Genomic DNA, 26,509 nt, shown 5'->3' on the forward strand with positions numbered 1-26,509 from the left:
CAACGGATAGCCCCCAAACACACGAGAGCTTGGCGCTCCAACAAAGCCGTAACTAATCACCACTCGCGCCTTCCGCATCACGCCGGCATCTGTAGTAAAGGGAACCTTAAAGTGAGACAACTACCCTACAAGGAAGGCACCCTATTTGCCATTCCGTTGAGATCAGGTGGCTACGGGCTTGGCTTGGTAGCTCATATGGCCCCAATGGGAAAGATTATTCTAGCATATCTATTTGGACCAATGCGTCTGGAATTGCCAAAGGCGGATGAATTAAATGACCTTAGTCCAGATAATGCAGTCAGGTGCCTACGGTGTGGCGATCTCGGTTTAATAAATGGAACTTGGCCAATTATTGGCCAAATGAAGAGCTGGGCAGAAGACAAATGGCCTATGCCAACCTTCGTTCACAAAGAAAGCCTTTCCAACCGAATTCTTATTCGAAAATACTCAGAGTCTGACCCATCGAAGCTAGAGAGCCAAACTAGCGTAGCTTCGGCGGGCGATTTGGAGCAGGACGGTTTACACGGATATCAAGCCGTCGAATTGATTCTGATCGAGCAGCTGAAACCCCATTGATCAAGGAATGACGGTAACGATGTGAATTACGAATTACGGTGACTCCCACTAGCCGGCCTCTCGTCAATGCCGCGCGGACTTTTTTGGCGGCGTCAGCGGCTAATTTGCATCGGGTGGACTATTCATCCGGGGAGGAGCCCCACGACTGGTGAAGGAGGGATGTCACTGGGTTGTTTGGTGGATAACAATAAAGACTATAACTCGCTTATGAATGTAATCGGCCCGAATAAGCTGGGTAGTGCGAGTTTACAGGTAAATGATTTCCCAATTGGTTCGTGAGGAGTTGCCATCATGCATTTTAAAATAGCATTGAAACTTGCCGGATTTGTTGCAATTTTTGTTTTCGGAGGATCGGCCTGTACTGTGCGATCAACTCATGAGATACTTAACTGTTCAAATGGAATCTTTGCCGACAATTGGCCGTTCACTTGGAGAGCAGTTGAGGAGAAATGTATATCACGCGTAACCTCGCAAATTGCGAAGGAGTTCATGGACTGGAATACGAAGTATGAAGAATTTAATGAGGATACTGGTGCACTTTACCTTTTTATATGGACGAGATTGATTGATAAGAATCTTGCGGCTCCATTGCAATTGGACGAGAGAACGAAAGATTTTGATCAAGTAACTCGATCGCTTACGGACTCTTATGTTGGCATTTACGACGATATTGAAAAATTGCAGGAAGAATTGAAAATGTCTTTGGCCCAAAAAGGAGGCGGGGATGCGAATTCGCTCTATGCGATAAGGCTTTTAGGTTTAGTTCCAATTGAGCACGCGCGGCCCACCATTTTGTTCCTGAAGAGTCTGGTTGATCTTGACACCAACACCATTAAGGTCACGGGACAATACGGGGAAGAGATTGTAGAAATGCAAGAGTTGTTGGATTATCGGGCCAGTGCACAAGGTCGTTAGTTGCCATTCACAGATCCTAATTATGATGCGGGTCATTACTTAGTGGCCGCTATTGTGCGGCAGGAACTGGAGAGAATTTCGCAATTTCGGTGCACTTTTATCGCGTTCGCCCGGCTATCATTGCACGTAGATTGACCACATGGCCCGCCTTGCCCGCATAGCGGCGTCCGGCTTCTACAACATCGGCCAGCTCACCTCCACCAACCCTGGGGCAACGCAAGGCAACAAGTATGACGGCTTTGGCAAGCTCGCCCGCCGGGACGTCACGCTGGGCACGCTGACCCACACCACGACCAGCGTGCGCGATGCCTCCGGCCAGACGGGTTGTTGATAAATACGGAGCTCGATATACGGTGGACGTAACTGTTACAGGTCCGGCCGGCACCGTTGAGGTTCGCACCGGGTGGATTTTTAGCCCCCGGTTCAAACGTCCCGTCGCTGATGCCACTATTCGTGAAGTAGAGTCCCGCCATGAAACCAAAGATCAACGACGTTGTGAGATTGATTTGTGATATGCTGGGAGAATCCCTTCAGGCCGGAGCTTTAGGAGTCGTTGTTGAAGAGCATTCTTATCCCGAGGAGGCATACGAGATTGAATTCAGTAGCGAAAATGGGAAGACCATCGCTCAATTAGCCTTACTTCCAAACCAGTTCGTACTGATTGCTGTGTAAGGAATTACAGCGCACTCTTTTCCATATCTCCTCTCCGAATTACGACATGATCCGGAATTACGCACTACGGTCGCATTACGAATTACGGTGACACCCATTAGCCGGCGGCTCGTCAAGAGCACGAAGCCGTAGGGCACGGTTTTTGATGACTGAGTTCAAGATCATACCTTTCACTGGCGCCGGGAAATAGAGTTTGGAATGTCCCCGAATCAGATTAGACGGCGTCTTGGGACAAATTTTCGAACATTCAAACGATCTATCAGGGATACGTTTCCTTGCGACTATTTCGAAAATATTGGGGTATTTTGTTACTATAGTAAATCAGGAAAATTGAACGCGGTCGAATTCACGAGTCCTGCCGCTCCTTCTCTGAATGGGGTTCGATTTCTAGGAACAGGATTTGAAACCGCAAAACGTGCACTTATTTCATTGGGCCAAGAAATCGAAGAAGAAATTGATGGGGCAATCGCTTTTGGCCTTGGGGTCAGTATTTATGCCCCGTTGGCAAAAGAAGATTCCATGGCGCCTGTCGAGACAGTGCTAATCTTTCAGAAAGGATACTACCAATAGCAGCAAGGCATACAAATTTTCCGATCCGTTGGAGGAATTGTGGAATTACGGTGACACTCATTAGCCGGCCGCGCGTCAAGAGTGCAGAGCATTTTTTTTGGCAGCGCGAACTGCCAATCCAATTCAGTGCCCAGCATTTGAACCGCACCCGTTCTCGGTTGACAGCTGCGTTCGCACCGCGCCAGATCAGGATCAAGCATCGACCGGCTCCTGGCAGGCGGCATCGCCGCCCCGGAAGAGGAGGATTCTTTCGGTAGTTGGAAATGCCCCGGAAGATCGGAGGTGCAGAGATTATGGATATGGACGGAACCCTTGAGAAGATATTCTCAGTAACAGCCATATGGACATCGGCCGCGACCATCCCTGTTTCGCTGATTTGGGGTGAATCCGCCTGGATGGCGGTTTTTATTGGCGCGATAGTTGCTGCCTCCTTTGCCTTTCCAAGAAGGTTAGCGGAGCTTCTCAATCGTTTCGAACACCCCATCGGTTATCTGGAGAGGAATTTCAAAAATGACTGGACCGGATGGAAGTATACAAAATCAAGCATAAAAATGATATATAATTTGAGTATTATCCAAAAGTATCACTATATATTACTTTTAATTACTGCCATTCATTTTATGATTTCGGGCGCCTTAAGTGAAAGCGGATTGGCTGTCGCGTATCTCGCAATTATGGCTGCATTCTCTTTGATTTCAGTTTCTTTTACACTGCATAAGAGAAACAGGTAGCGCTATGATAGTACTTTGAGCATCCGCTTGAGTGCCAATGAAGGATCTTCCCGGTTCCAAGATTGTTTCCCAAAAAGAAGCTAAAGTCGGTGATGTTGTTTAGTCGAGTGCAAAATTCGATGACGCCACCGGGGCGCCCTCTCTCCGGTCGCTTGATCCCGATTGATATTGATATCAGAAATAGGTGGCTGAAATGAAAATTAGTAAGCAGTGCCTACTTTCGGCCGCTGTGCTGAGTGCTGCGACTGCCGTATTGGTCTTGCTTATATTCTATCAGCAAATCACTGGCCCTTCGCCCAGATGGGAGGACGCGCTATCGCGTGAAAAGTTGACCGCACAATTTGGTGACATAAAAACTATTAGAAGAAGTCGGATTTGGGCCTATCTCGGTAAGCCCGATGAACCAAATATGGTCAAGCAATACGATCTTTGGTCTGACGACGATTTATTTGGAAAATATTTCGACGTAGTATACGACACCGAAGAATATAAGGAAAAACCGGATCATCAAGATCCGATTGCGATATATATGTTTTACCAATGCACAGTTATTTTATTTTACCACAAGTTTATACTGAATTCATCTCAGATTGACCTTGAATTGCTGTAACTCAACAATCCTGCCGATGCCTCAGCCTTGCGGCTTGACCAAATCGGCCGGGCTGATGTCGAGCAGGTCGAGCGTGCGGCGCAACAGCTGCATCTCGCTCCCGGCAAGTTGCGAATCGGCCTTGGCGATCTCGGCCATGTGGCGGGCGAGCAGCTTGCGCCGTTCGACGTCGAGGTCGCGGAATTGGGCGACGGCCTGCGAGCTGTTGGTCTCGTAGCCGAAATCGTTGAGATATTCGATGACGCTGTCGACGCTGGTTTCGGGTATGCCGAAGGCGTCGCGGCAGATACGCCTGAAGGCGGTCATTTCGCTTTCGCTGACCGAACCGTCGGCCAGGATCATACGGAACAGCATCAGCAATTCCGCCGACAGCACCGGATCGTCCGCGACCTTGCGCACGCCGGGGTCGCCGTCGAAGATCGAGCGTATCTGGTCCAGCAATCCCATCGCCATCAGCCCCTTCCGATTCGTCGGGAAGGTAGCGCGGAATCGGCTTGGCGCAAACGGGGTGCGATGGTGGAAAAGCCGCCTGCGTGCACTCATTGGTGTGTGACCGCGCGACTGATAGTATGCCGTTGTACGAATCATGTTGAGGAGGGACCGAACATGAATCTCAGTGCGCCTACCCAGCTTATTTTCATTATATCCCTTGTTATCGCCATTATCGGCGTTCTCGCCGCGCTTGGCGTCCTTGCGTTCATCCCTTTGGCTGCTGTGTGGATTGTCGTCATCGCTTACATCGTGCTGGCCGCCGGCTGCCTGATGCGCGGCGCCTAAACACGTCCAGACAATTCAGAATCTCAGGCAACTCGGAGCGCCCGGCCAAAGCCCGGGCGCTTTTGATTCCGACGAATGGTCTGTTAAAGTCGCGTGGCGGAAGGAAAGCGCATGCCCGACAGCGAAGACGGCAGCCGCCACGAAAGCCCAGGCCTCGATCGGTTCGAGATGGTGCGGCGCGCGCCGAGCCATCGGCTTCAGGGCGCCGTCACCGACATATGCGGCTTTCGCGAAACCATGCCAGGCCATTTCCGCGCCGTCGAATATGCCTCGCTGACCGTGCCGCTGGTCATCAGCTTTGCCGAACCCTTTGCCATCGGGCTCGGCCATGACCCGGGCGACAATGACCGCTTCGCCAGTTTTGCCGCCGGCCTTTATGCCGGGCCGGTAGTGATCGAATCCTTCGGCGGCGCCTGCTGTGTGCAGATCAATTTCAGCCCGCTCGGCGCTCGTCGCTTCTTCGGCCGCCCGATGATCGAACTGACCGACCGCATGGTCGGCCTGGATGACGTGCTCGGCGTAGAAGGCATCGCGCTGCGCGAAAGGCTCGGCAATGCACCGGATTGGAGCTCACGCTTTGCCATCGCCGAAGCCTTCGTTGGCGATCGGTTGGCAACCGCGGACCGCACCCAGGCCGAAATGGTCTGGGCCTATGAGACGATCGTCTCGACGCGTGGGCGGACCCGCATCTCGACTCTGGCCGAAAAGCTTGGCTGGAGCCGCAAGCATCTTACCGGAAAATTTTCGGACGCTATCGGCACCGGCCCAAAAACGCTCTCGCGCATCGTCCGCTTCAATCATGCGCTTGGCCTGTCGAGACAGGCGAACAGCGCTTGGGCCGACATCGCCGCCGACTGCGGCTATGCCGACCAGGCGCATCTGGTACGCGAGTTTCGCGACCTGGCAGGCGTCGCGCCGACGGCGCTTGCCGCGAGGTAACATTTCTTCAAGACGCGCAACCGGCCGTCGCGCAGACTGGGTTGATCGACCAACCCGCTGAAGGAGATCAGCCATGCCGAACACCCCCGAACCACCGCGGCTTTATCCGGCGCTGCGCTACAGGAATGCCGGCAAGATGATCGATTGGCTGTGCGAGGCCTTCGGCTTCAGCGTTCGCGCCCGCTATGGCGAAGGCGACGTGGTGCACCACGCCGAACTCGCTTTCGGCTCTTCGATCGTCATGCTCGGCACGGCGCGCGACGACGCCTATGGCAAGATGGTCGGCGCGCCGGGTTCGGGTGGCGGCAAGTCGATCTACGTTGCGGTCGCTGACGCAGACGCGGCATACGCGCGGGCAAAGACCGCCGGCGCCGAGATTCTGGAAGAACTCACCGACCGCGACTATGGCAGCCGCGAATTCATCTGCCGCGATCCGGAAGGCAACGTCTGGTCGTTCGGCACCTACTGGCCGAAGGCTGACGAGAAAGCATGATCCCGAAAAGTGGAGACCGGTTTTCGGACAAGATCATGCTCAGGCAAAGTATCTAACGCGCCAGCCCAAAAATCGTGTCGCAGTCGAGGTGGGTTTCCAGTTCGGCTGCGATCTCGTCCAGTGCCCGTTCGACCTCGGCGCGGTAGTCGATGCCGCCGCCCTTGACGCCGAGGCTTTCGAGGAATTTCGCCCGGAAGGCGTCGGCGGAAAACAGCCCGTGCATATAGGTGCCCAGCACCTTGCCGTCGGCCGAGATAGCGCCGTCATCGATGCCGTTGATAACGGCGGACGGCCGCAGCGTGTCCGGACCGGTGGTGCGGCCGAGATGGATCTCGTAGCCCTCGAGCGGCAGATCGAATTGCACCGAGCGCGCGCTGACATTGCGCACCGTCTTTTCCGGCTCCATCACCGTTTCGACGTCGAGCAGGCCAAGCCCTTGCGTTTCTGTAACGCTGCCCTCGATGCCGTCGGGATCGCGCACGATATGACCAAGCATCTGGAAGCCGCCGCAAATGCCGACGATATGACCACCGCGTTTCCTATGCGCGGCAAGGTCGCGGTCCCAGCCGTTCTCGCGAAATTTCAGGAGATCGCCGATCGTCGACTTCGAGCCGGGAATGACCACCAGACCCGCATCTTCGGGCAAGCGCTCACCAGGCGGCACGAACACCACCTCGACCTGCGGTTCGGCCTTGAGCGGGTCGAGATCGTCGAAATTGGCGATGCGCGAGAGCACCGGCGCGGCGATCTTCAGCGCGCGCTTCTCGCCGGACGCCAGTCGCTCGAGCACGACGGAATCTTCCGATGGCAGCCGCGCCGCCGCCTTCAGCCACGGCACGACGCCAAAACAGCGCCAGCCGGTGAATTTTTCGATCGCCTTGATGCCGTCTTCGAACAGCGAGACGTCGCCACGGAACTTGTTGATGAGGTAGCCGACGATCATGCGCCGGTCCTCCTCCGGCAGGATCAGATGGGTGCCGGCGACCGAGGCGATGACGCCGCCGCGATCGATATCGCCGACCAGGATCACCGGCACGCCGGCGCGCGTCGCAAAGCCCATATTGGCAATGTCGCGGCTCCTGAGATTGATCTCGGCCGGCGAGCCGGCGCCCTCGACAATGACCAGATCGGCGCCCTCGCCGACCTTTGCCCAGGAGTCCAGTACCGCATCCATCACCCGGCCCTTCAGCGCCTGGTAGTCGCGCGCCCGCGCCTCGCCGAACACCTTGCCCTGCACGACGACTTGAGCGCCGACATCGGTCTGCGGCTTGAGCAGCACCGGGTTCATGTGGACGGTCGGCGCCACGCCGCAGGCGATCGCCTGCAGCCATTGGGCGCGGCCGATCTCGCCGCCGCCTGAATCGCCTGGAATATCGGCGACGGCCGCGTTGTTGGACATGTTCTGCGGCTTGAACGGCCGCACCTTCAAGCCGCGCTTCTTCGCCGCGCGGCACAGACCGGCGACGAGCACCGTCTTGCCGACATCCGAACCCGTGCCCTGCAGCATGATCGCCTTGGCCATATCAGTCCCTGCCCTGCGCAACGGTTGCGGCGATCGTCGACTTGGCCGCCAGTGGCCCGCCACGCCAGAGATAGAGCGCCAGCAGCGGCTCCCTGCCGGTGCGCATGGCGTGGTTGATGTCAGAGGCATGGTGGATCACCTCGCCCGCCGCTCGAAGGCGAAAACCGCCGTCGCCCATGCGCCATTCGGTGCCGCCGGTCAGCGGGATGTAGATCTCCTCCGCGACATGGTGGTGATCGGGGTAGACAATGTCGGGCCCAAGGATCAGCAGGCCGCCCGCGACCTCGTCATTGACGAAATGGCCGCGTGTGCCGAACACCTCCAGCCAGCCGTAATTGTCGATGAAAACCGTGCCGAAATCCGCCTCGCCATAGGTCTGGCCCCAGTGCAGATCGCCGCGACGCTCCGCAACCAGCCGCGCCAGCGACTTGGCCGCAGCGGGAGCGAGTTCGACGACACGGTCAAGCTGGACGAGACACGGCAGTGCATGCGGTTCGAGCGGCCGGCCCGGCATGTCCCAGCCGATCCGCGCCACGGCGTCGCGCACCAGCGCGTCATCGAACGTCTGGAGATAGGCATGGAAGCATCCAAGCAGTTCGTCGAAAGTTGTCGTCACACTTTGCTCCAAAGCGCATTCGCGCACAGCGGCTGCCCAGATGGTTGGATAGAGACGGTCGGGTTGCGCGGCGGCATCATTGGTCTAGATTGGACTGCGCGCAAAGCCAAAAACGACAGGCCAGCAGGCCGGAAACATCAGGGAGCACGCCATGGACGCCGCTGTCGATGCGGGCACCAGCCAGTTCGAACTCAACGAAGACCAGCGCGCCATCCAGGAGATGGCGCAAGCCTTCGCCGCCGACCGTGTGGCGCCGAACGCACTCGACTGGGATCGCAACAAGTATTTCCCCGCCGATGTGATCCGCGAGACAGGTCCGCTCGGCCTTGGCGGCATCTATGTCCGCGACGACGTCGGCGGCTCGGGGCTCGGCCGGCTCGACGCCGTGCTGATCTTCGAGGCACTTTCGCGGGCCGATCCGGCGTTTTCCGCCTTCATCTCGATCCACAACATGGCGGCATCGATGATCGACCGCTTCGGCAGCGACGAGCAGCGCCGGCGCTTCCTGCCGAAGCTGACCTCGATGGAATGGCTGGCAAGCTACTGCCTGACCGAGCCCGGCTCGGGCTCCGATGCGGCGGCGCTGAAGACGCGTGCGGTCAAAAGCGGCGGCGACTATGTGCTGAACGGCGCCAAGCAGTTTATCTCCGGTGCCGGCGACAGCGACCTCTATGTCGTCATGGCGCGCACCGGCGCCGACGGGCCGAAAGGCATTTCCACCTTCGTCGTGCCGAACGATGCGCCCGGCCTTTCCTTCGGCGCCAACGAGCGCAAGATGGGCTGGCACATGCAGTCGACCCGCCAGGTCGTCTTCGAGGATTGCAAGGTGCCGGTCGAAAACCTGTTGTCGGTCGAAGGCGCCGGCTTCGGCATCGCCATGGCCGGGCTCGACGGCGGCCGGTTGAACATCGCCGCCTGTTCGCTCGGCGGCGCGCAATCGGCGCTCGACAAGGCGCTCGCCTACACCGCCGAGCGCAAGGCTTTCGGCTCGAAGATCAACCAGTTCCAGGCGCTGCAGTTCAAGCTTGCCGACATGGAGACCGAATTGCAGGCAGCACGCATCTTCCTCTACACCGCCGCCTCGAAGCTCGACCGCAACGCGCCGGATGCCTCAAAATGGTCGGCGATGGCGAAGCGCTTCGTCACCGACACCGGCTTCAATGTCGCCAACGACGCCCTGCAGCTGCACGGCGGCTATGGTTATCTGCACGATTACGGCATCGAGAAGCTGGTGCGCGACCTGCGTGTCCACCAGATTCTCGAAGGCACCAACGAGATCATGCGCGTCATCATCGCTCGCGCCCTGATCGGACGGTAAGGCAGTAGGCAGTAGGCAGTAGGCAGTAGGCAGTAGGCAGTAGGCAGTAGGCAGTAGGCAGAAAGATGACCGGCAAGATCAATTCGTACAAGGATCTTATCGTATGGCAGCAGGCGATGGATCTGGCCGTCACCACCTACTCCCTGACCAAGGCATGGCCAAAAGAGGAATTGTATGGGTTGACCAGCCAAATCCGCCGCTCAGCAACCTCTATTCCTGCAAACATCGCGGAAGGTTACGGCCGAGACAACAGAGGCTCCTATCAGCAATTTCTCAGGATTGCCCAGGGATCGCTGAAGGAGTTCGAGACACACCTCCAGATCGCTGAACGCATTGGCCTTGCTACGCATGATCAAGCTTATCACGTGCTTTTAGCGACCGAGGGCATCGGGAAAATGCTTCGCCAACTTATTAGCAAACTTGCGCCCGAATAGGTCGCTTACTGCCTACTGCCTACTGCCTACCCAAACCACGGAGCGCCATTATGACCACCATCGCCTTCATCGGCCTCGGCAATATGGGCAATCCGATGGCCGCCAACCTGGTCAAGGCCGGGTATGCCGTGCACGGCTTCGACCTGGTGCCGGAGAACCTCGTCATCGCTAGGGAACACGGCGTCGTCATTATGGCCAACGCCGTTGCAGCGGTGAAGGACGCCGATGCGGTCATCACCATGCTGCCAGCCGGCAAGCATGTTCTGTCGGTTTACGCAGACATAGTGTCCAAGGCAAAAAAAGGCGCGCTGTTCATCGATTCCTCGACCATCGATGTCGAGTCGGCTCGAAAGGCCCATGCCATCGCCGCCAAGCACGGGTTGCTGTCGATCGACGCGCCGGTCTCCGGCGGCACGGGCGGAGCGGCGGCCGGCACGCTGACCTTCATGGCCGGCGGTTCGAAGGATGCCTTCGCCAAGGCCGAACCAATCCTCAAGCCGATGGCCGGCCGCATCGTTCATTGCGGCGACGACGGCGCCGGACAGGCGGCGAAGATCTGCAACAACATGATTTTGGGCATTTCGATGATCGGCGTTGCCGAGGCCTTCGTGCTGGCGGAAAAGCTCGGCCTGTCGCACCAGGCGCTGTTCGACGTCGCCTCGACCTCGTCCGGCCAGTGCTGGTCGCTGACCACCTATTGCCCGGTGCCCGGCCCGGTGCCGACATCGCCCGCCAACAATGGCTATAAGCCTGGCTTCGCGGCGGCACTGATGCTGAAGGACCTGAAACTGTCGCAGGAGGCCGCACAGAGCGTCGGTGCAGCAACGCCGCTCGGCGCCGAGGCAGCCCAGCTCTATGCGCTGTTCAACGCACAAGGGAATGCCGGCGCGGATTTTTCCGGCATCATTGATTTCCTCCGTGGTAACCCGGCGTAAGCTCCAAGTTCACAGGTTTTCGATCTGCCCAAAGCGGAAAGTCGGCAAATTTAGGTTTGCTTAAGCTCTTGCTAACCCTGCAGTAACGATATGCGTTTAAAACGGATTGCGAGGCGGACATCCGCCCGGCGCTCCGGATCAGGTCTCGCGTACCGGAGCCCGTAAGTTTCGCCGTTAGTTTCGCAAGTGTATTGTTGGCGAAGCGCCATGCGTATCTGGCAAAGCCGCGTTCCGATGGAGCGCGGTTTTTGCGTTTCGCATCCTCGCCTGGCGAGCGCCCATTCAAACGCCGGGCGCCCGCCCGACATGGAGCGCCCGGCGATCGCCTCCCTAATGCTTGCGCAAATCTGGTTGCGCCAGGTCGAGCGCCGTGGCGATGCGGTCGCAGGCCATGTCGATCGTCTCGCGCGTCCAGATCAGCGGCGGCGACAGGATCATCGTGTCGCCGGTAGCGCGCAGCATCATGCCCTGGGCAATCGCGTGGTCGCGAACCATCACCGCCGCGCTGCCGGCCGGCAGGAAGCGCTCCTTGGTCACCTTGTCCTTGACGATCTCGATCGCCCCCATCAGCCCGAACGAGCGCACCTCGCCGACCAGATCGTGGCCGCCGAGGCGTTCCTGCAGCGCCCTGGCGAAGTAAGGCCCGGTGTCGTTCCTCACGCGCTCGACCAGGCCTTCCCGCTCGATGATCTCGAGGTTCTTTAGCGCCACCGCGCAGGCCACAGGATGCCCGGCATAGGTGTAGCCGTGATAGAATTCGCCGCCCTTTTCGACCAGCGTCGCCGCGATGCGGTCGCCGACCAGCAGCGCCGACAGCGGCTGATAGCCAGAGGTCAGCGCCTTGGCCGTGGTGATGGTGTCGGGCTCGACATCGAAGGCTTGTGCGGCGAACCACTCGCCTGTGCGGCCATATCCGGTGATGACCTCGTCCAGCATCAGCAGGACATCGTATTTGCGGCAGATGCGCTGCACCTCCGGCCAATAGCTCATCGGCGGGATCTTCACCCCGCCTGCCCCCATCACCGGCTCGCCGATGAAGGCGGCCACCTTGTCGGCGCCGGCTTCGAGGATCGCGTCCTCGACCGCTTTTGCCGCGCGCAGGCCGAAATCATGGTCGCTTTCGCCGGGCAGTGCGAGCTCATAGGCATAGGGCATCATCACATGGACGATGTTGGGCACGGCGCCGCCGAGCTGCTTGTGCATCAAATCCATGCCGCCGAGCGAGGCGCCGGCGATGGTCGAGCCGTGGTAGCCCATCTTGCGTGAGATGATGCGGTTCTTCTCGGGCCTGCCTTCCAGCACCCAATAGTGACGGACCAGGCGCAGCGCCGTGTCGTTGGCCTCCGAACCGGACGAGCCGTAGAACACCTGGTTGATGTGCCTTGGCGCGATCTCCGCCAGCTTTTTCGACAGCAGAACCGGCGTCGGCGTCGAGCATTTGAAGAAAGAGTTGTAGTAGGGCAATTCCTTCATCTGGGCGTAGGCGGCGTCGGCCAGCTCGTCGCGGCCATAGCCGACATTGACGCACCACAGCCCAGCCATGCCGTCGAGGATTTCCGTCCCTTCGGCATCATAGATGAACGGCCCGTTGGCGTGGGTGATGATGCGCGAGCCGGTCTCGCGCATCTCTTTGTGGTCGGTGAACGGATGAAGGTGATGCGCGGCATCGATCTGCTGAAGCTGCTTCAGCGAATAATTCTGGTAGGTCATGTCTGGTCTTTCCTCTTGAACCAATCCGGCAGCTTTCGCGCCGGGGCGGATTCGTCAGAGGACAGCGGGCGGCGAATAGCCGATGCGAGCGCAGAGCCGCAACAGCTCGGCGCGTAGCGTGCGCGACGACGGCGTCACCGCCACCCCAAATGCGCAACCCGATTTCGCCAGCCGAGCCATGCATGCACCTTAGGCTGCCTCGAGCCCTCAGTTCAAGCCGTGCCGGTCAAGCGACGCCGGTCAATTGGTGCCAGTCAGGGCCCGCTGCAGGAAGACGTACTTCATCGCCGCCTGTGCGGCCTGCGGCCGCCGATCGCCGCGTCCGCCATGGCCGCCCTCGGTCTCCTCAAAGAACAGCGTCTTGCCGTGGCCGGCCGCCTGCAGCCGTGCCGCCATCTTGCGGGCATGCCCGGGATGGACGCGATCGTCGGCGGTCGAGGTCGTCAGCAACACCGGCGGATAGGCTGCATCCGTGTCTACATGCTGGTAGGGCGAATAGGCGGCGAGCCAGGCTGCCTCTTCCGGCTTCGCCGGATCGCCATACTCGGCCATCCACGACGCGCCGGGCGGCAGTTCGGTGTAGCGCAGCATATCGAGCAGCGGCACGTCGATGATCACTGCACCGAACAATTCCGGGTGCTGGGTCAGCGAGACGCCGGTCAGCAAGCCACCATTCGATCCGCCCTGGATGCCCAGCGTGGCGGGCGTAGCGATGCCGCGTTTGACCAGATCTTGCGCGACCGCGGCGAAATCGTCGAAGGCATTCTGGCGATTGGCCTTGAGCGCCGCCTGATGCCAGTTCGGGCCGAACTCGCCGCCGCCGCGGATGTTGGCCTGCACATAGGCATTGCCCTTCTCCAGCCACAGCCTGCCGCGCACGCCGGCATAGCCGGGCAGCAGCGGCACTTCGAAGCCGCCATAGCCGTAAAGCAATGTCGGCACGGGTCCATGCAAGTCGCGCCTCCTGACGACGAAGTACGGGATCATCGTGCCATCCTTCGAGCGCGCCTCGAACTGTTCGGAGACCAGGGACGACGCATCGAAACGCGCCGGCTGCGACTTCACCGTTGCCAGCCCCGCGGCGTTGTCGTCCGACCAGATGATCGAGCTCGGCGTCAGGAAATCGGTGAAGGAGAAGGAGACGCTGGAACCGAAATGCTCGGCATGGCTGATGCCGACATTGCCGTTTTCGGGCAACGCCACGGGCTTGAACTCCCAGCCGCTGTCGCTGCGCTCGCCGGCGATGACCTTGCCGCGCACATTGTCCATCAAATTGATGAACAGCCGGTCCTGCGTGCGGGCAATGCCGGCGATCGAGACGCGGTGCGCCGGCTCGAGCACGGTATCGAGGGGTCCGAATAGCCCGGTTTCGATCCAGCGCTCGAAATCGAGTGAATAGAGCCCGTCGGGCTTACACAGCGTGCCGTCCGGCGCAGTCCACGGGGTACGCACGCCGAAGACGAGCTGGCCCTTGAACAGCGCTGTATCGGTGACGTCGTCCGGCAACGGGATGCGCCTGTTCTCGCCGGAAGGCAGCCGCAGGAAACTGTGCGAGGCGAAGAAGTCGATGGTCCGGGCGAGGAAGACATGACGCTTGTCGCTGTCGAATTCGACGGACCCGCCGGCGGCAAGATCCTGCTTCAGCGCCTCGAAGATCGGCATCGCCGCTTCCAGTGGCGTGCCGCGCCGCCAAAGCTTGACCACGCGCGGATAACCGGACTGGGTCTTGTCGTCCTCCTCGAAGGCGGCGGAAACGGTAACCGTGTCCTCGTCCAGCCAGCTAAAGCTCGATTTCGAGGCAGGAGCGCGAAAGCCGCCATCGACGAACGATCTGCTTTCGATATCGAATTCGCGCATCTCGCTGGCATCGCCGCCATCCGGCGACAGGTTGAGCAGGCAGCGGCTGAAGTCGGGGTAGAGCCGGCTGGCGCCGCTGAACACCCATTTCACCCCCTCTTTCGCCGCCAGACTGTCGAAGTCGATGATCGTCTGCCATTCCGGCTTGTCGGTCTTGTAGGAGGCGACGGTGGTGCGCCGCCAAAGGCCGAGTACGTTCGTCCGGTCCTGCCAGAAATTATAGACATAGCCGTTGATAGCGGCCCCGACGGCGATGTTATCCTCGGCTGTCATCAGGTCGAGCGCGGTCTCGAACGACATCTGATAGGACGGATCACCCTGCAGCTCCCCGACCGTAACTGCATTTTGGTGATGCACCCAGTCGAGCGCCTGCTTGCCCCTCCTGTCCTCAAGCCAGAGAAACGGGTCTTCGGCCGCCGAACCCGGCTGGCCCTTGGTATTCGATTTGGTCATGAGGTCTCCGGTTGACTCGGGTGGCGACATAGCCAAGATCGACATGGGGCCGCTTACATTCAAGTCATTCGTCAGAAACGGCGGCTTTCTGGCATTCACACCATCCGTCTTCGAATGACCGTTACAACTGCCAGCGCCAGGCAAATGGCACCGAGCGTCATTGGCAGGCCGCCGGCGCCAACAACATCCATGGCGCTGCCCGCCAGCGGCGGCACGGCGATGCCGCCGACGCCCCACATCAGCGAGAAGGCGGCGTTGCCGGCGACCAGTGCGGAGCCGGTGAACCGCTCGCCGAGTTCAATGATCGACATCGTGTAAATGCCGTAGGAAACCGCGCCCCAGATGAAGACGCACGGCCAGATCAGCGGCGTCTCGATGAGAACCGGCAACAGAACGCATCCGAGCACCGTCATCGAAACACAGATGAACCGCACCAGCCGCGCCGTCAGCCGTTCCGCCAGCAGGCCGAGCGGCACCTGCATAGCGATGTTGCCGGCGATCATCACCGACAGCAGCGCCGACATGCGCGCTTCGGCGATGCCGTAATGCGTTCCATAGACCGGCAGCAAGGCGAGCACCGCCTGTTCGAAACCGGCGGCCACGATCACCGCCGATAACAGCAGCCACGCCTGCGGCACGAACCCCAGCACCGAAACGCGGTGCCCGCTCTCGTCGACCTTGGGCAGCCGTGCCAGCACCGAGGCGAGGCAGGCGCCGCAAAACAGGAATGCGGCGATGCCGACGAGAAACGGCGGCCATCCCTCGGTGCCGACCGCAAGCAGGCACAGCGGCCCCGCCGCAAAGCCCGCCGAAATGATGGTCGAATAGATGCCCATGACGCGGCCGCGGCGTGCCGGCGGCGCCAGTGCGATCACCCAGACTTCGCTCAGCACGTAGAGCGGGTTGGTGACGGCGCCGATCAAAAAGCGCAGCGGAAACCACAGATAGACATTTTGCGTCCAGCCGATCAGCGCCAGCACCAGCGCGGAAAGTGCCGCGCAAGTAAGCGCGGTGCGCCCTGCCCCGAAACGCCGTGCCAGCGCCGGAACCAGCGGCGACGAGACGATGAAGCCGATCGGCGTCATTGCCGCCGACAGGCCGATCATGGCCGGCGAGACGCCCTGGCGCTGCAGGATGAAGCTCAACAGCGGATAGCTCAGCCCTTGCGCGATGGCGAACACCGAGACGGTGGCGATCACGCCGGTGATCGCCGCCCATTGCACTGTCTCGCCGCTGTCCTGTTCCGCCCGGTCCATGATGCAGGACTAGCGTTTCGCTTTCATCGCGGTAAGCACCGGCAACGAAAACCGCTTGCGCCAGCCGGAAGAGAGAAGAGATAAGAGCCTGACGATCCCTCCGGCTGCCCTTCAGGCATGTCGCTTCCCTCGTCCTAGTGGTCGCCGCCTCCGCAATGGCTGGCCGGCCGGCAGTCCATTATGCCGCCGCATTGCCGCAGCGTACGAGGACTATCATGACCGCCGCCCTTCAGCCCGCCGAACCTGCATTGGCAAACGACCGCGCCCGTCGCGGCGGCCGCGCGGGAAAGCGTGCCGGCGGATCGGCGGCGTTCGAGCAGCCGCCGTTTCGGCAGTTGAAGAACCCGCTGGCGCCGACCCGGCTGGTTTCCGACGACGAGCTGGAATCTATCCACCTCGCCTCTCTGCGCGTGCTGCGGGAAATCGGCGTCGACGTGCTGCATGACGAAGCCCGGCGCATCATGAAGGCGCATGGCGCCGATGTCCGCGAAGGCAGCGAGCGGGTGCGCTTCGACAGTGACATGATCCTGGAACTGGTTGCGCACTGCCCGCCGGAATTCACCATCCACGCCCGCAACCCGGCGCACAATGTGCGCTTCGGCGGCGATAATCTGATCATCTCGATGATGGCGTCGGCGCCCAATTGCTCCGACGTCGACCGCGGCCGCCGGCCGGGCAACCAGCAGGACTACCGCAACTTCCTCAAGCTTGCGCAGATGCACAACATATTGAACTGCACGGGCGGCTATCCGGTCGAGCCGATCGACATCCATCCGTCCGTCCGCCACCTTGAATGCATCCGTGACCTCGCCACGCTGACCGACAAGATGTTCCACATCTATTCGCTCGGCAAGGAGCGCAACGTCGACGGCATCGAGATCACCAGGATCGCACGTGGCATCAGCCATGAGCAGTTGCTTGCAGAGCCGTCGGTATTCACCATCATCAACACCAATTCGCCGCTCAAGCTCGACGTGCCGATGATGGAAGGCATCATCCAGATGTCGAGCAAGGGCCAGGTGGTCATCGTGACGCCGTTCACCCTGTCCGGCGCCATGGCGCCGGTGACGATTGCCGGCGCGCTGGTGCAACAGAATGCCGAGGCGCTGTCCGGCATCGCCTTCGCGCAGATGGTGCGCAAGGGCGCGCCTGTCGGCTACGGCGGCTTCACCTCGAATGTCGACATGAAGTCCGGCGCGCCGGCCTTCGGCACGCCGGAATATATGAAGGCGCAGCTGGTCGGCGGGCAGCTCGCCCGCCGCTACAGCATCCCCTACCGCACCTCCAACACCTGCGCCGCCAACACGGTCGACGCGCAGGCCGCCTATGAAAGCGTGTTCTCACTGTGGGGCGCCATCCAGGGCGGCGGCAATCTGATGATGCATGCCGCCGGCTGGCTCGAAGGCGGCCTGCGTTGCTCCTATGAGAAGACCATCCTCGATATAGACCTGTTGCAGATGGTCGCCGAGTTCCTGACGCCGCTCGATCTTTCCGAAGAAGCACTCGGTTTCGAAGCCATACAGTCCGTCGGCCCCGGCGGCCATTTCTTCGGCACCCAGCACACGCAGGACCGCTACAAGACCGCGTTTTACGCGCCAATCATTTCCGACTGGCGCAATTTCGAGAGTTGGGTTGAGGCCGGATCGCCGACGGCGCTCGAAAAAGCCAATCGCGTGTGGAAGGAACGGCTGGCGTCCTATGAAGAGCCTAATATGGACCCGGCAATCCGCGAGGAGCTCAACGCTTTCGTCGACAAGCGCCGGGCCGAAGGCGGCGCGCCGACCGATTTCTGATCATCTGATGAGTAGTCGACCCCCACTCCGTCGAGCTTCGCTAGACACCACTCCCCCGATCGACGAGGTAGAGGAAGGGCGCGACCTTATTCCAGCCAGCCCCCTTCCTCTCCCTCCGGAGGGGGGAGAGGTGGCGCTGCGAAGCAGCGACGGAGTGGGGGAAGCCGTTCATGAAATGCGCAGTCGCCGCAAAATAGGTACAACCCAGCGAGCACGAAAACTCAGGCAAGCAGGCAACCAGGCGGAAGCACCGCTCTGGCTTGAACTAAAGGCGCGCAAGCTTGGCGGCTATCGCCTTACGCGTCAGTTCTCCATCGGCGCCTTTTTTGCAGACTTCGTCTGCCTCGAAAAATGGCTTGTTGTTGAAATCGACGGACAACAGGACGCCGGCAGTTCATATGACCGCCGCCGCGATGATTTCATGCGCGCCCAAGGCTACTCGATCCTGCGTCTTTGGAACCATGACATCCTGAAACATCGTACTTCCGTCTGTGAAACCATTCTTGCCGCGCTTGATGGCAGGCTGGCCGGAAACATCGCTGTATCCGATCTCCGCTTTGTTTTCGCGCCCCGCTCACTCGATTCAATCTCTTCAAAAACGGATCTATCTTCATGAAATCTCATGCAAAAGCGGTTGTCATCGGCGGCGGGGTCGTTGGCTGCTCGGTGCTCTATCATCTGGCCAAGGCTGGCTGGACCGACATCATGCTGATCGAGCGTTCGGAACTCACTTCCGGCTCGTCCTGGCATGCGGCGGGCGGCTTCCATACGCTGAACGGCGATCCCAACGTCGCCAAGCTGCAGGCCTATACAGTGCAGCTCTACAAAGAGATCGAGGAGATTTCCGGCCAATCCTGCTCGCTGCACCTGACCGGCGGCGTGATGATGGCCGACACGCCCGAGCGCATGGACTTCTTGCGGCTCGCCCATGCCAAGGGCCGCTATCTCGGTATGGACACCGAACTGATCACGCCGTCCGAAGCCAAGGCGATGTTCCCGCTGATGGACGAGACGAATTTCGTCGGCGCCATGTGGGATCCAGTCGAGGGCCATCTCGACCCTTCCGGCACCACCCATGCCTATGCCAAGGCCGCCAGGAAGCTAGGCGCCGAGATCGTACTGCGCAACCGCGTCGTCGAACTGACGCAGGAGGTCGACGGCACCTGGAATGTCGTCACTGAGCAAGGCACAGTCAAAGCCGAGCATGTGGTCAACTGCGGCGGCCTGTGGGCGCGCGAGATCGGTCGCATGGTCGGCGTCGAGCTGCCGGTGCTGGCCATGGAGCACATGTATCTTCTGACCGAGCCGATGCCGGAGGTCGAGGAATTCAACAAATCGACCGGCCGCGAGATGATTGGCGTGCTCGATTTCAAGGGCGAGATCTATACCCGCCAGGAACGCAACGGCATCCTGCTCGGCACCTATGAAAAGGCCTGCAAGCCGTGGTCGCCGGTCAACACGCCGTGGGATTTCGGCCACGAGCTGCTGCAGCCCGACATCGACCGCATCGCGCCGTCGCTCGAGATCGGCTTCAAGCATTTCCCCGGCATCGAAAAGGCCGGCATCAAGCAGATCATCAACGGCCCCTTCACCTTCGCGCTGGACGGCAACCCGCTGGTCGGCCCGGTGCAGGGCCTGACCAATTTCTGGTGCGCCTGCGCCGTCATGGCCGGCTTCAGCCAGGGCGGCGGCGTCGGCCTGGCGCTGTCGAACTGGATGGTTCATGGCGACCCCGGCTTCGACGTCTGGGGCATGGACGTTGCGCGCTTCGGCGAATGGGCAACGCTGCGGTATACCAACGCAAAGGTCCGCGAAAATTATTCGCGCCGTTTCTCCATCCGCTTTCCCAACGAGGAATTACCGGCGGCAAGACCAGCGCAGACGACCCCGCTTTACGACACCATGCTCGCCAACAACGCCGTCATGGGCGACAGCTGGGGTCTCGAAACCCCGCTCTGGTTCGCGCCGAGAGGCTCGGAGCCGAAGGACGTCGTGTCCTTCCACCGCTCCAATGATTTCCGCCCGATCGGCGAGGAGGTGCGCGCCACCCGCGAGAGGGTCGGCATCACCGAGATCGCCAACTTCGCCAAATACGAAGTCTCCGGGCCAGGGGCCGAGGACTTCCTCAACCGTCTGATGACCAATCGCATGCCGAAGACCGGCCGCATCGTGCTGACGCCCATGCTGAACGAGTTCGGCCGGCTGATCGGCGACTTCACCATCGCCAAGGCGGGCCCAAGGGGTGGGGAAGAACGCTTCATGATCTGGGGTTCTTCGGCAGCGCAAAAATACCACATGCGCTGGTTCGAGAAGCATCTGCCAAAGGATGGAAGCATCCGCATCCACCGCTTCGACCAGACGCTGGTCGGGTTGTCGATCGCCGGGCCGAAATCCCGCGACCTGCTGCAGAAACTGGTCGATGTCGACATCTCGACCAAGGCCTTCCGCTTCATGGATTTCCGCGAGATGGCGGTCGGCGGCGCGCCTTGCATGGTCAATCGCATCACCTACACCGGCGACCTCGGCTACGAGATCTGGATGGCGCCTGCCTACCAGCGCCTGGTCTACAAGGCAATCAAGGAGGCTGGCGAAGAGTTTGGGCTTGTCGATTTCGGCATGCGGGCTTTGCTCTCTATGCGCCTTGAGAAGAACTTCCCGACCTGGTTCCGCGAGTTACGTCCGATCTACGGACCGTTCGAAGGCTCGATGGACCGCTTCATCAAGCTAGAGAAGAACGACTTCATCGGCCGGGAAGCAGCGGCCAAGGAACAGGCAGAAGGGCCGAAACTGCGCCGTGTCTCCTTCATCGTCGATGCCGCAGATGCAGACGTCATGGGCGACGAGCCGATCTGGGCCAAGGTCGGCGGCAAGGATTACGGCACCGTGGAAAAGCCGCATGGCTATGGCGCGCCGCGCTTCGACGCGGGCGGCAAGGAAGTGCGCGGCTCGAACGCCGCCGAAGGAGGCGCGTCTGCCGTGCGCGGCATTGTCGACGGCGACTGGCGGGTGGTCGGCTGGGTCACCTCCGGCGGCTATGCGCATTATGTCGAGAAGTCGATGGCGCAAGGCTATGTACCGGCAGCGCTTGCCGAGAACGAGAGCGCCGGGCTGTTCGAGATCGAAATCCTCGGGCAACGGCGGCCGGCACGCATCAATGTCGAGCCGCCCTTCGACCCGAGCGGCGAAAAGATGAGGACGTAGGCGCAGCCAGCCGGTCGCATTGTGCGGAGCATACTCTTCATGCTAGCGCAGCCGGCAACACTCTGCTGGCAAGGGCGATGAGATTTCATTGAAGTACAATCTGAGATGGGCCGAGTGGCTGGCCGAGGGACGGATCGGCCCCTTCCCGGCGGCGATCGTCATGGTCGCGGCTTACTTTGCCTTGCAGACCATCATACTGTCCCTGTTGAGCTCTTGGGCGGGAACCGGCGTCGGCATCGATGATGCGGAGCAGCTGATCTATGTTCCGTATCTCTGGGCTGGATATGGCGGCTCGCAACCACCCCTGTACACCTGGATCAACTGGCTGGCCGCGCATGTTTTCGGCACCAGTATCTTCACGCTGAAGCTCGTCAAATACTCCGTGCTGTTCCTTGCCGCCTGCAGCGTGTTCGCCGCCATGCGGCGGTTCGGCTACACCAAAGCGACAGCGGCGGCGGCCATGTTCGGCCTGTTTACGATCCCGCAGATCGTCTGGGAATCGCAGCGCGCCTTGTCGCATTCCGTCGCCGTCGTCGGCTTCTGCTCGCTGCTCCTGCTGGCCATGGCCTATCTTCTCGAGCGGCGAAGCATGATCGCCTATGCGGCGTTTGGCCTGGCCACCGCGGCGGCAATTCTTGCCAAATATAATGATGTCTTCCTCGTGGTGGCCCTTGTTGCGGCCGTGCTGTCGCTGCGCGAATGGCGCAGCGCGATCCTCGATCCGAAGTTCGCCATCAGCATAGCGGTCGCGATTTTGGTGCTGGCGCCAACCACCTATTGGAGCCTCATGCATCCCGCCGATTTATTGTCGAGAGGCGAAAAGTTCGGAATAGACGCGCAACAAGGGCGCGTGGCGGCGGCCTTTGTCGGCGCCGGCAAGTTTATCATGGGCACCTTCAATTTCGCGGTCTTGCCCGTGCTCGTTTCCGCCCTGGCTTTCTGGCTGGCGAAGTTCCGTTTCTCGGAGCGGCATCCGGAAGGTCCGGCCCGGGAAATTCTGTTGTGGCGTACCTTGGCGCTCGGCTTGGCCATGCTGGCAATACTTGTACTTGCCACCGGCGTGACGGTGGTCAAGGACCGCTGGCTGCTGCCCGTCCTGTTCATGTTGCCGCTGGCCATCGTCGCCACTATGGAACGGCTGGCGCCGCGCGGCAGGAATGCGCAGCTCCTGGTGATCGCGGCTGGAGCGATCATCGCCGTGCTGCTCGCGCCCGCCACCTGGTACGTCCAGGTAAACGGGACCAGTGGCCTCTCGCGGATGATCCGCGTGGATTACCCCGCCCTCTATCGCCAACTGACTGCGGACGGACCGGTCAAAACCGCAATATCTGATGGTGCATGGGTCGGAAACCTGCGGCTGGTCGACGAAAAACTGGTCGCACTTGACCAGGAAGTGCCTAATTTCGAAACGCTGATGAAGGAGCCGGCCGTACTCGTCTGGCTTGACCGCGACGATCCGCGGCCGGTCATTTTGGAGCAGCTCAAAGCGGCCGGCTATGAGCCGGACGGCCAACCACGGCAAATGATGGTTCCGCTGTTGCGCGGCACCGGCAAGTCCGCCCGGGCCGGCGCCTATGTAAGATTGAAGAGAATGGCGGTGGGAGAAGCCACGGCGCCTAAGGAAGGCGTTAGCGGAGGACCCGAGGGTGGACAGGAACCCGACTGACCGGCCCCGTCATCACCGCAAGATCATGCCGTTCGAGCCCGACGGCTCGAATGATGTGCTGCACAAAAAATCGCGGCTGAAGGCCGCTGAACTCAACCAGCATGCGCTGGGCTATGGAGCGCTGGCGGAAGCCGAATGGCAGACGGCGGGCATTGCTGCTCCTGACCTGCCCGCCATGCGCCGATACCGGCTCGAGCGCATCCGCGCCGAGCTGAAGCGCCGCGACTATGCGGGAGCCCTGCTCTACGATCCGGTCAACATCCGCTATGCCACCGACGCAACCAACATGCAGCTCTGGGTCGCACACAATCGGACCAGGCATTGTTTCGTTGCCACCGATGGCCCGGTGGTGCTGTTCGACTATTTCTCCTGCGAGCACCTTTCCGATCATTCCGGCGTCGTCGACGAGGTGCGGCCGGCGGTGTCGTGGGCTTATCTGTACAGCGGCGAGCTGACCGGTCAAAAAGTCCGCCGCTGGGCAGCCGGCATCGCCGACCTGGTATTGAAACATGGCGGCGGCAATCGCCGCATCGCCGTCGACCACATCAATCCCGAGGGCATCGAAGAGCTCGCCCGCCTCGGCATCTCGACCGGCAATGGCGAGGCGGTGATGGAAAATGCGCGGCTGATCAAATCGCCCGACGAAATCCTTGCCATGCGCCGGGCGATCGCCGCTTGCGAGGCGGCGATGGGCGAGATGGAGCAGGCGCTGAGGCCCGGCATCTCCGAGAACGAATTGTGGGCCGAACTCCATCGCGGCAACATCGCGCGCGGCGGCGAATGGATCGAAACCCGGCTCCTGTCGTCGGGTCCGCGCACCAATCCATGGTTCCAGGAGTGTTCGTCGCGGACGATCGAGGCCGGCGAGTTTGTCGCTTTCGACACCGACCTGATCGGTCCTTACGGCTTCTGCGCCGACCTTTCGCGCACCTGGCTCTGCGGTGACGCGCCGCCGTCGCAGGAGCAGCGCGACCTGTTCCGCATCGCCGCCGACCAGATCGCCCACAACACGGAGCTGATGCGGCCGGGCATATCGTTCCGCGACCTCGTCGAGCGCTCGTCAGTGCCACCGGGAGACTGCTTCCCGGCCCGTTACGGGGTGCTCTATCACGGCGTCGGCCTTGCCGACGAATACCCGACTTTGCCGCATGCTAGCGACTGGACCGACGACACACCGGACGGAGTGCTCGAACCTGGCATGGTGCTGTGCGTCGAGAGCTATATCGGTCGGCTTGGCGGCTACGAAGGGGTCAAGATCGAAGAACAGATCCTGATCACTGAAACCGGCAACGAGAAGCTTTCGACCTACCCGCTCGACAATCGGCTGCTTGGCGGCTGAGCGACGCTAATGCATGTCGCGCAAAAGTGTGCAGCGGCTTTGCGATAACGACATGCATAAAACAAGAATCTAAAGCGCGTCGCATGAGGCCGACCGAACGCGACGCGCTTTACGTGAGCGCCGCGATCGCCTCGCGCATCGCAGCGACGATCGTTTCCGGCGTCGTCCTGGCGGTGATGAACGGCAAGCCTTTGCGCCGCCTTGTCCAGCCGACGACCGTCACCTTCTGCGCCGCCGGCTCGAAACTCTGCGCCAGCGCCCAGCTCTCGCAATCGATCGCCGCGACGTCCGCCCTGCCCTCGGCAACGGCAACGATCGAAGCACGGTGCCCACAGCTTTCGCTCAGCGCGGAAAAGATATCCAAACTCTCGCCCAATGCTTGCAGGTCGCGGGCTGGCGCGATGATGCCCGACATGGAATCGAGGCTGTTGAAGGTGAAGCGCTTGCTGCGAAGCTGATCGAGCGGAATGACGGCACCGCCGTCGGCCGGCGCCCTTGCCGGCGGTGCCTCGCCCGCCCTCATGACGATGGCGCTCGAATAGAGTTCGCCCTGTCCACCCTCGAAGGCGTCGTAACGCGGCTGGCCGACGAGCTGGACACGCTGCGACAGGCCGAGTTCCATCGGTCCCCAGCAGGTTTGCGCAAAGAGCAGCGCCGGATGCAGCCAGAGCTGGTGAAAATCCAGTTCGTCCGGCGGCAATGTCGCCGGATCGGGCGCGATGGGTTTTCCCTGATCATCGCGAATACCGCCAGGCACGGGGGGCAAATCGCCGGTGCGGCGGATGATCGTCTCCGGCGCATCGATGCCTTTTTGTCTGAAAGCATCGCGCAGCCGCGCCCATTGCGCGTCGACATCGTCCCGCGCTTCCGGCCAGTCGTACATCGGCAAAGCCGCAATGAATTCGCTCATGCCGGGATTTGACCGTTATGCGGGGAAATTGACAAGGTCAGGAAAGCGTCGTCCGCGCGGCACCGCCTGCAACAACGCAAGAATCATTCTTTCGGCGGCTCGGCGGGTACCGGCGCACTGCCAAGCCCATTGAGGCTGCGTGCCCTGACACGCGGCTTGAACGCGCGTCCCGGTTCCGGCATGCGCCGCAGCACGGGATGGACGACCGGCTCCTTCGCCTTGAAGGCATAGGCCTTGAGCAGCGCGAAATAGTTCGGATAGGCGTAGCCATTGTTCATCCGCAGCCATTCATCGCGGCGGTCGCGAAACACCTTCGGCAGCCTGTACCAGGCCACCGTCGGGCTCTTGTGATGGACGAAATGCAGATTGTTGTTGAGGAACAGGAAGGACAGCGGCGAGCGCTCGACGATGATCGTGCGGCCTTCCGGATGTTCAGACCATTGGTGCTCGGCGTAGGTGCGGATCGAAATCAGCGACTGCCCAAGCCACACCGGCACCAGTATGTAGAGCCATAACGGCATGCCGAAGCCGAACTGCACGACAGGCAGCACCACGACGAGGCCGATCGCATGCAGCAGCCATGCCTTGCGGATGGAATTGTCGCCCGCAGCAACCTGCCTGGCGTCGTCGATGAAAAAGCCGATGCAGGAAAGCCACGGGCCTAGCACCAAACGCCCGATCATCGTGTTGTTGACCTTCAGCAGGAATTTCATCGCCGACGGCAGCTCCTCGTGCTGCCAGAGCGCCTTGTAATAGCTTTCGGGATCATCGAGCGGATCGGTCAGGCGCTCGTCTGCATGGTGGCGCAGATGAATGGTCTTGAATCGGCGAAACGGCCAGACAAGGCCAATCGGCAGGAAAACAAGGGCTTCATTGAGCCGCGCATTCCGGGTTGGGTGGCCGTGCAGGACCTCGTGCATCAGCGAGGATTGTAGCGCCGCAATCAGGGTCAGAAAGGCGAGTGCCAGCAGCGGGTAAGAGGGCCAGAGCAGGAAGCCGGTAGCGAGCCAGCCGCCGTAGCAGAGAAGTGCGAGAAATGCTGTCGGCCATTCGATGGCCGCTGCGCCGTGTCGCCTGTTGCCCATGCTCGTCATGCTATCGACCACCGCCTTCCAGTCGCCGGAACCCTTTTGATTCCTGACAGCATTGTGTCAGGAGCGTTGCATCGCTGCAACGCGATAAAGCGCACAAACTGTTGCGATTGCGCATTTTCAGC

The 26,509-nt window shown here is 60.6% G+C and carries 27 protein-coding genes; 18 read left to right on the top strand and 9 right to left on the bottom strand.

All coding sequences use genetic code 11. From position 1 onward, the window contains the following. Positions 1 to 111: 111 nt before the first annotated feature. The 7 genes from NKH67_RS03755 to NKH67_RS03785 all read left to right on the top strand — a co-directional run bounded on the left by NKH67_RS03755 (position 112) and on the right by NKH67_RS03785 (position 4,074). Entirely contained in the window at positions 112 to 576 is a 465-nt protein-coding gene (locus NKH67_RS03755) for an Imm26 family immunity protein (RefSeq protein WP_352500928.1), read from the top strand. A gap of 291 nt (positions 577 to 867) precedes the next feature. Beyond that, a complete protein-coding gene (locus NKH67_RS03760) occupies positions 868 to 1,491 on the top strand; it encodes a DNA polymerase Y subunit UmuC family protein (protein WP_352500929.1) in 624 nt (207 codons plus the stop codon). Between the two features lie 139 nt (positions 1,492 to 1,630). After that, positions 1,631 to 1,822, top strand: a complete 192-nt coding sequence (locus NKH67_RS03765) for a hypothetical protein (RefSeq protein ID WP_023676475.1) — start codon at positions 1,631 to 1,633, stop codon at positions 1,820 to 1,822. Positions 1,823 to 1,962: 140 nt separating this feature from the next. Continuing rightward, complete coding sequence (locus NKH67_RS03770; protein ID WP_023676476.1) at positions 1,963 to 2,163, top strand: DUF4926 domain-containing protein; 201 nt, start codon at positions 1,963 to 1,965, stop codon at positions 2,161 to 2,163. Positions 2,164 to 2,493: 330 nt separating this feature from the next. Further along, complete coding sequence (locus tag NKH67_RS03775; RefSeq protein ID WP_352500930.1) at positions 2,494 to 2,733, top strand: hypothetical protein; 240 nt, start codon at positions 2,494 to 2,496, stop codon at positions 2,731 to 2,733. Between the two features lie 263 nt (positions 2,734 to 2,996). Beyond that, the gene (locus NKH67_RS03780; RefSeq protein WP_352500931.1) at positions 2,997 to 3,464 is read left to right on the top strand and encodes a hypothetical protein; all 468 of its coding nucleotides are present in this window, start codon (positions 2,997 to 2,999) and stop codon (positions 3,462 to 3,464) included. Between the two features lie 193 nt (positions 3,465 to 3,657). Then, the gene (locus NKH67_RS03785) at positions 3,658 to 4,074 is read left to right on the top strand and encodes a hypothetical protein (protein ID WP_352500932.1); all 417 of its coding nucleotides are present in this window, start codon (positions 3,658 to 3,660) and stop codon (positions 4,072 to 4,074) included. A gap of 21 nt (positions 4,075 to 4,095) precedes the next feature. On the opposite strand, the gene NKH67_RS03790 is transcribed toward NKH67_RS03785, so the two are convergent. After that, entirely contained in the window at positions 4,096 to 4,527 is a 432-nt protein-coding gene (locus NKH67_RS03790) for a TerB family tellurite resistance protein (protein WP_352470314.1), read from the bottom strand. Between the two features lie 153 nt (positions 4,528 to 4,680). Here NKH67_RS03790 and NKH67_RS03795 point away from each other — a divergent pair, with 153 nt between their 5' ends. The 3 genes from NKH67_RS03795 to NKH67_RS03805 all read left to right on the top strand — a co-directional run bounded on the left by NKH67_RS03795 (position 4,681) and on the right by NKH67_RS03805 (position 6,283). After that, positions 4,681 to 4,851, top strand: coding sequence for a hypothetical protein (locus NKH67_RS03795; protein WP_352451984.1), 171 nt, complete (start codon positions 4,681 to 4,683; stop codon positions 4,849 to 4,851). Between the two features lie 111 nt (positions 4,852 to 4,962). Continuing rightward, positions 4,963 to 5,790, top strand: a complete 828-nt coding sequence (locus tag NKH67_RS03800) for a helix-turn-helix domain-containing protein (protein WP_352470313.1) — start codon at positions 4,963 to 4,965, stop codon at positions 5,788 to 5,790. Between the two features lie 73 nt (positions 5,791 to 5,863). Further along, positions 5,864 to 6,283 (top strand): VOC family protein, encoded by a 420-nt coding sequence (locus NKH67_RS03805; RefSeq protein ID WP_352451986.1) that lies wholly within the window; start codon positions 5,864 to 5,866, stop codon positions 6,281 to 6,283. 52 nt (positions 6,284 to 6,335) lie between these two features. Here NKH67_RS03805 and NKH67_RS03810 read toward each other — a convergent pair whose 3' ends face one another. Next, positions 6,336 to 7,805 (bottom strand): cobyric acid synthase, encoded by a 1,470-nt coding sequence (locus tag NKH67_RS03810; protein ID WP_352500934.1) that lies wholly within the window; start codon positions 7,803 to 7,805, stop codon positions 6,336 to 6,338. A 1-nt stretch (position 7,806) separates the two neighbouring features. Further along, the gene (locus NKH67_RS03815) at positions 7,807 to 8,421 is read right to left on the bottom strand and encodes a dimethylsulfonioproprionate lyase family protein (protein WP_352500935.1); all 615 of its coding nucleotides are present in this window, start codon (positions 8,419 to 8,421) and stop codon (positions 7,807 to 7,809) included. A 151-nt stretch (positions 8,422 to 8,572) separates the two neighbouring features. Between NKH67_RS03815 and NKH67_RS03820 the strand changes: the two genes are divergently transcribed. The 3 genes from NKH67_RS03820 (at position 8,573) to mmsB (ending at position 11,108) form a co-directional block, all read left to right on the top strand. Next, positions 8,573 to 9,739 (top strand): isobutyryl-CoA dehydrogenase, encoded by a 1,167-nt coding sequence (locus NKH67_RS03820; RefSeq protein ID WP_352500936.1) that lies wholly within the window; start codon positions 8,573 to 8,575, stop codon positions 9,737 to 9,739. 65 nt (positions 9,740 to 9,804) lie between these two features. Continuing rightward, entirely contained in the window at positions 9,805 to 10,173 is a 369-nt protein-coding gene (locus NKH67_RS03825) for a four helix bundle protein (RefSeq protein WP_023719958.1), read from the top strand. Positions 10,174 to 10,223: 50 nt separating this feature from the next. After that, positions 10,224 to 11,108, top strand: coding sequence for a 3-hydroxyisobutyrate dehydrogenase (gene mmsB, locus NKH67_RS03830; RefSeq protein WP_352500937.1), 885 nt, complete (start codon positions 10,224 to 10,226; stop codon positions 11,106 to 11,108). Positions 11,109 to 11,438: 330 nt separating this feature from the next. Here the strand turns inward: mmsB and NKH67_RS03835 are convergent, their stop codons facing one another. The 4 genes from NKH67_RS03835 to NKH67_RS03850 form a co-directional block, all read right to left on the bottom strand. Continuing rightward, entirely contained in the window at positions 11,439 to 12,818 is a 1,380-nt protein-coding gene (locus tag NKH67_RS03835; protein WP_352500938.1) for an aspartate aminotransferase family protein, read from the bottom strand. Between the two features lie 54 nt (positions 12,819 to 12,872). Beyond that, entirely contained in the window at positions 12,873 to 12,998 is a 126-nt protein-coding gene (locus NKH67_RS03840; RefSeq protein WP_084641091.1) for a capsid protein, read from the bottom strand. 60 nt (positions 12,999 to 13,058) lie between these two features. Then, positions 13,059 to 15,128, bottom strand: coding sequence for a prolyl oligopeptidase family serine peptidase (locus NKH67_RS03845; protein ID WP_352500939.1), 2,070 nt, complete (start codon positions 15,126 to 15,128; stop codon positions 13,059 to 13,061). 95 nt (positions 15,129 to 15,223) lie between these two features. Further along, positions 15,224 to 16,384, bottom strand: coding sequence for an MFS transporter (locus tag NKH67_RS03850; protein WP_352500940.1), 1,161 nt, complete (start codon positions 16,382 to 16,384; stop codon positions 15,224 to 15,226). 215 nt (positions 16,385 to 16,599) lie between these two features. On the opposite strand from NKH67_RS03850, the gene NKH67_RS03855 reads away from it, so the two are divergent. From NKH67_RS03855 to NKH67_RS03875, 5 genes are all read left to right on the top strand, one after another. Next, positions 16,600 to 18,177, top strand: a complete 1,578-nt coding sequence (locus NKH67_RS03855) for a trimethylamine methyltransferase family protein (RefSeq protein ID WP_352452086.1) — start codon at positions 16,600 to 16,602, stop codon at positions 18,175 to 18,177. A gap of 130 nt (positions 18,178 to 18,307) precedes the next feature. Beyond that, positions 18,308 to 18,793, top strand: a complete 486-nt coding sequence (locus tag NKH67_RS03860; RefSeq protein ID WP_352500941.1) for an endonuclease domain-containing protein — start codon at positions 18,308 to 18,310, stop codon at positions 18,791 to 18,793. Continuing rightward, positions 18,790 to 21,378: a GcvT family protein gene (locus NKH67_RS03865; protein ID WP_352500942.1), complete on the top strand. Its 2,589-nt coding sequence runs from the start codon at positions 18,790 to 18,792 to the stop codon at positions 21,376 to 21,378. Before NKH67_RS03860 ends, NKH67_RS03865 begins: the two co-directional genes overlap by 4 nt. Positions 21,379 to 21,466: 88 nt before the next feature. After that, positions 21,467 to 23,044 (top strand): ArnT family glycosyltransferase, encoded by a 1,578-nt coding sequence (locus NKH67_RS03870; protein WP_352500943.1) that lies wholly within the window; start codon positions 21,467 to 21,469, stop codon positions 23,042 to 23,044. A 25-nt stretch (positions 23,045 to 23,069) separates the two neighbouring features. Further along, positions 23,070 to 24,383: a M24 family metallopeptidase gene (locus NKH67_RS03875; RefSeq protein ID WP_353030370.1), complete on the top strand. Its 1,314-nt coding sequence runs from the start codon at positions 23,070 to 23,072 to the stop codon at positions 24,381 to 24,383. Between the two features lie 109 nt (positions 24,384 to 24,492). Here the strand turns inward: NKH67_RS03875 and NKH67_RS03880 are convergent, their stop codons facing one another. Together NKH67_RS03880 and NKH67_RS03885 are read right to left on the bottom strand one after the other, a co-directional pair. Next, the gene (locus NKH67_RS03880; protein WP_352500944.1) at positions 24,493 to 25,293 is read right to left on the bottom strand and encodes a phosphate/phosphite/phosphonate ABC transporter substrate-binding protein; all 801 of its coding nucleotides are present in this window, start codon (positions 25,291 to 25,293) and stop codon (positions 24,493 to 24,495) included. An 83-nt stretch (positions 25,294 to 25,376) separates the two neighbouring features. Then, positions 25,377 to 26,387 (bottom strand): fatty acid desaturase, encoded by a 1,011-nt coding sequence (locus tag NKH67_RS03885; RefSeq protein ID WP_352500945.1) that lies wholly within the window; start codon positions 26,385 to 26,387, stop codon positions 25,377 to 25,379. Positions 26,388 to 26,509: the final 122 nt, after the last annotated feature.

The organism is Mesorhizobium sp. M0968 (assembly GCF_040319065.1).
Taxonomy (GTDB): Bacteria; Pseudomonadota; Alphaproteobacteria; order Rhizobiales; family Rhizobiaceae; genus Mesorhizobium.

Coding starts and splice junctions, on each gene's coding strand:
- NKH67_RS03760 (WP_352500929.1), top strand. CDS start 868: ATGCATTTTAAAATAGCATTGAAACTTGCCGGATTTGTTGCAATTTTT.
- NKH67_RS03765 (WP_023676475.1), top strand. CDS start 1,631: ATGGCCCGCCTTGCCCGCATAGCGGCGTCCGGCTTCTACAACATCGGC.
- NKH67_RS03770 (WP_023676476.1), top strand. CDS start 1,963: ATGAAACCAAAGATCAACGACGTTGTGAGATTGATTTGTGATATGCTG.
- NKH67_RS03780 (WP_352500931.1), top strand. CDS start 2,997: ATGCCCCGGAAGATCGGAGGTGCAGAGATTATGGATATGGACGGAACC.
- NKH67_RS03785 (WP_352500932.1), top strand. CDS start 3,658: ATGAAAATTAGTAAGCAGTGCCTACTTTCGGCCGCTGTGCTGAGTGCT.
- NKH67_RS03790 (WP_352470314.1), bottom strand. CDS start 4,527: ATGGCGATGGGATTGCTGGACCAGATACGCTCGATCTTCGACGGCGAC.
- NKH67_RS03795 (WP_352451984.1), top strand. CDS start 4,681: ATGAATCTCAGTGCGCCTACCCAGCTTATTTTCATTATATCCCTTGTT.
- NKH67_RS03800 (WP_352470313.1), top strand. CDS start 4,963: ATGCCCGACAGCGAAGACGGCAGCCGCCACGAAAGCCCAGGCCTCGAT.
- NKH67_RS03805 (WP_352451986.1), top strand. CDS start 5,864: ATGCCGAACACCCCCGAACCACCGCGGCTTTATCCGGCGCTGCGCTAC.
- NKH67_RS03810 (WP_352500934.1), bottom strand. CDS start 7,805: ATGGCCAAGGCGATCATGCTGCAGGGCACGGGTTCGGATGTCGGCAAG.
- NKH67_RS03820 (WP_352500936.1), top strand. CDS start 8,573: ATGGACGCCGCTGTCGATGCGGGCACCAGCCAGTTCGAACTCAACGAA.
- NKH67_RS03825 (WP_023719958.1), top strand. CDS start 9,805: ATGACCGGCAAGATCAATTCGTACAAGGATCTTATCGTATGGCAGCAG.
- mmsB (WP_352500937.1), top strand. CDS start 10,224: ATGACCACCATCGCCTTCATCGGCCTCGGCAATATGGGCAATCCGATG.
- NKH67_RS03835 (WP_352500938.1), bottom strand. CDS start 12,818: ATGACCTACCAGAATTATTCGCTGAAGCAGCTTCAGCAGATCGATGCC.
- NKH67_RS03840 (WP_084641091.1), bottom strand. CDS start 12,998: ATGGCTCGGCTGGCGAAATCGGGTTGCGCATTTGGGGTGGCGGTGACG.
- NKH67_RS03845 (WP_352500939.1), bottom strand. CDS start 15,128: ATGACCAAATCGAATACCAAGGGCCAGCCGGGTTCGGCGGCCGAAGAC.
- NKH67_RS03850 (WP_352500940.1), bottom strand. CDS start 16,384: ATGGACCGGGCGGAACAGGACAGCGGCGAGACAGTGCAATGGGCGGCG.
- NKH67_RS03855 (WP_352452086.1), top strand. CDS start 16,600: ATGACCGCCGCCCTTCAGCCCGCCGAACCTGCATTGGCAAACGACCGC.
- NKH67_RS03865 (WP_352500942.1), top strand. CDS start 18,790: ATGAAATCTCATGCAAAAGCGGTTGTCATCGGCGGCGGGGTCGTTGGC.
- NKH67_RS03875 (WP_353030370.1), top strand. CDS start 23,070: ATGCCGTTCGAGCCCGACGGCTCGAATGATGTGCTGCACAAAAAATCG.
- NKH67_RS03880 (WP_352500944.1), bottom strand. CDS start 25,293: ATGAGCGAATTCATTGCGGCTTTGCCGATGTACGACTGGCCGGAAGCG.
- NKH67_RS03885 (WP_352500945.1), bottom strand. CDS start 26,387: ATGACGAGCATGGGCAACAGGCGACACGGCGCAGCGGCCATCGAATGG.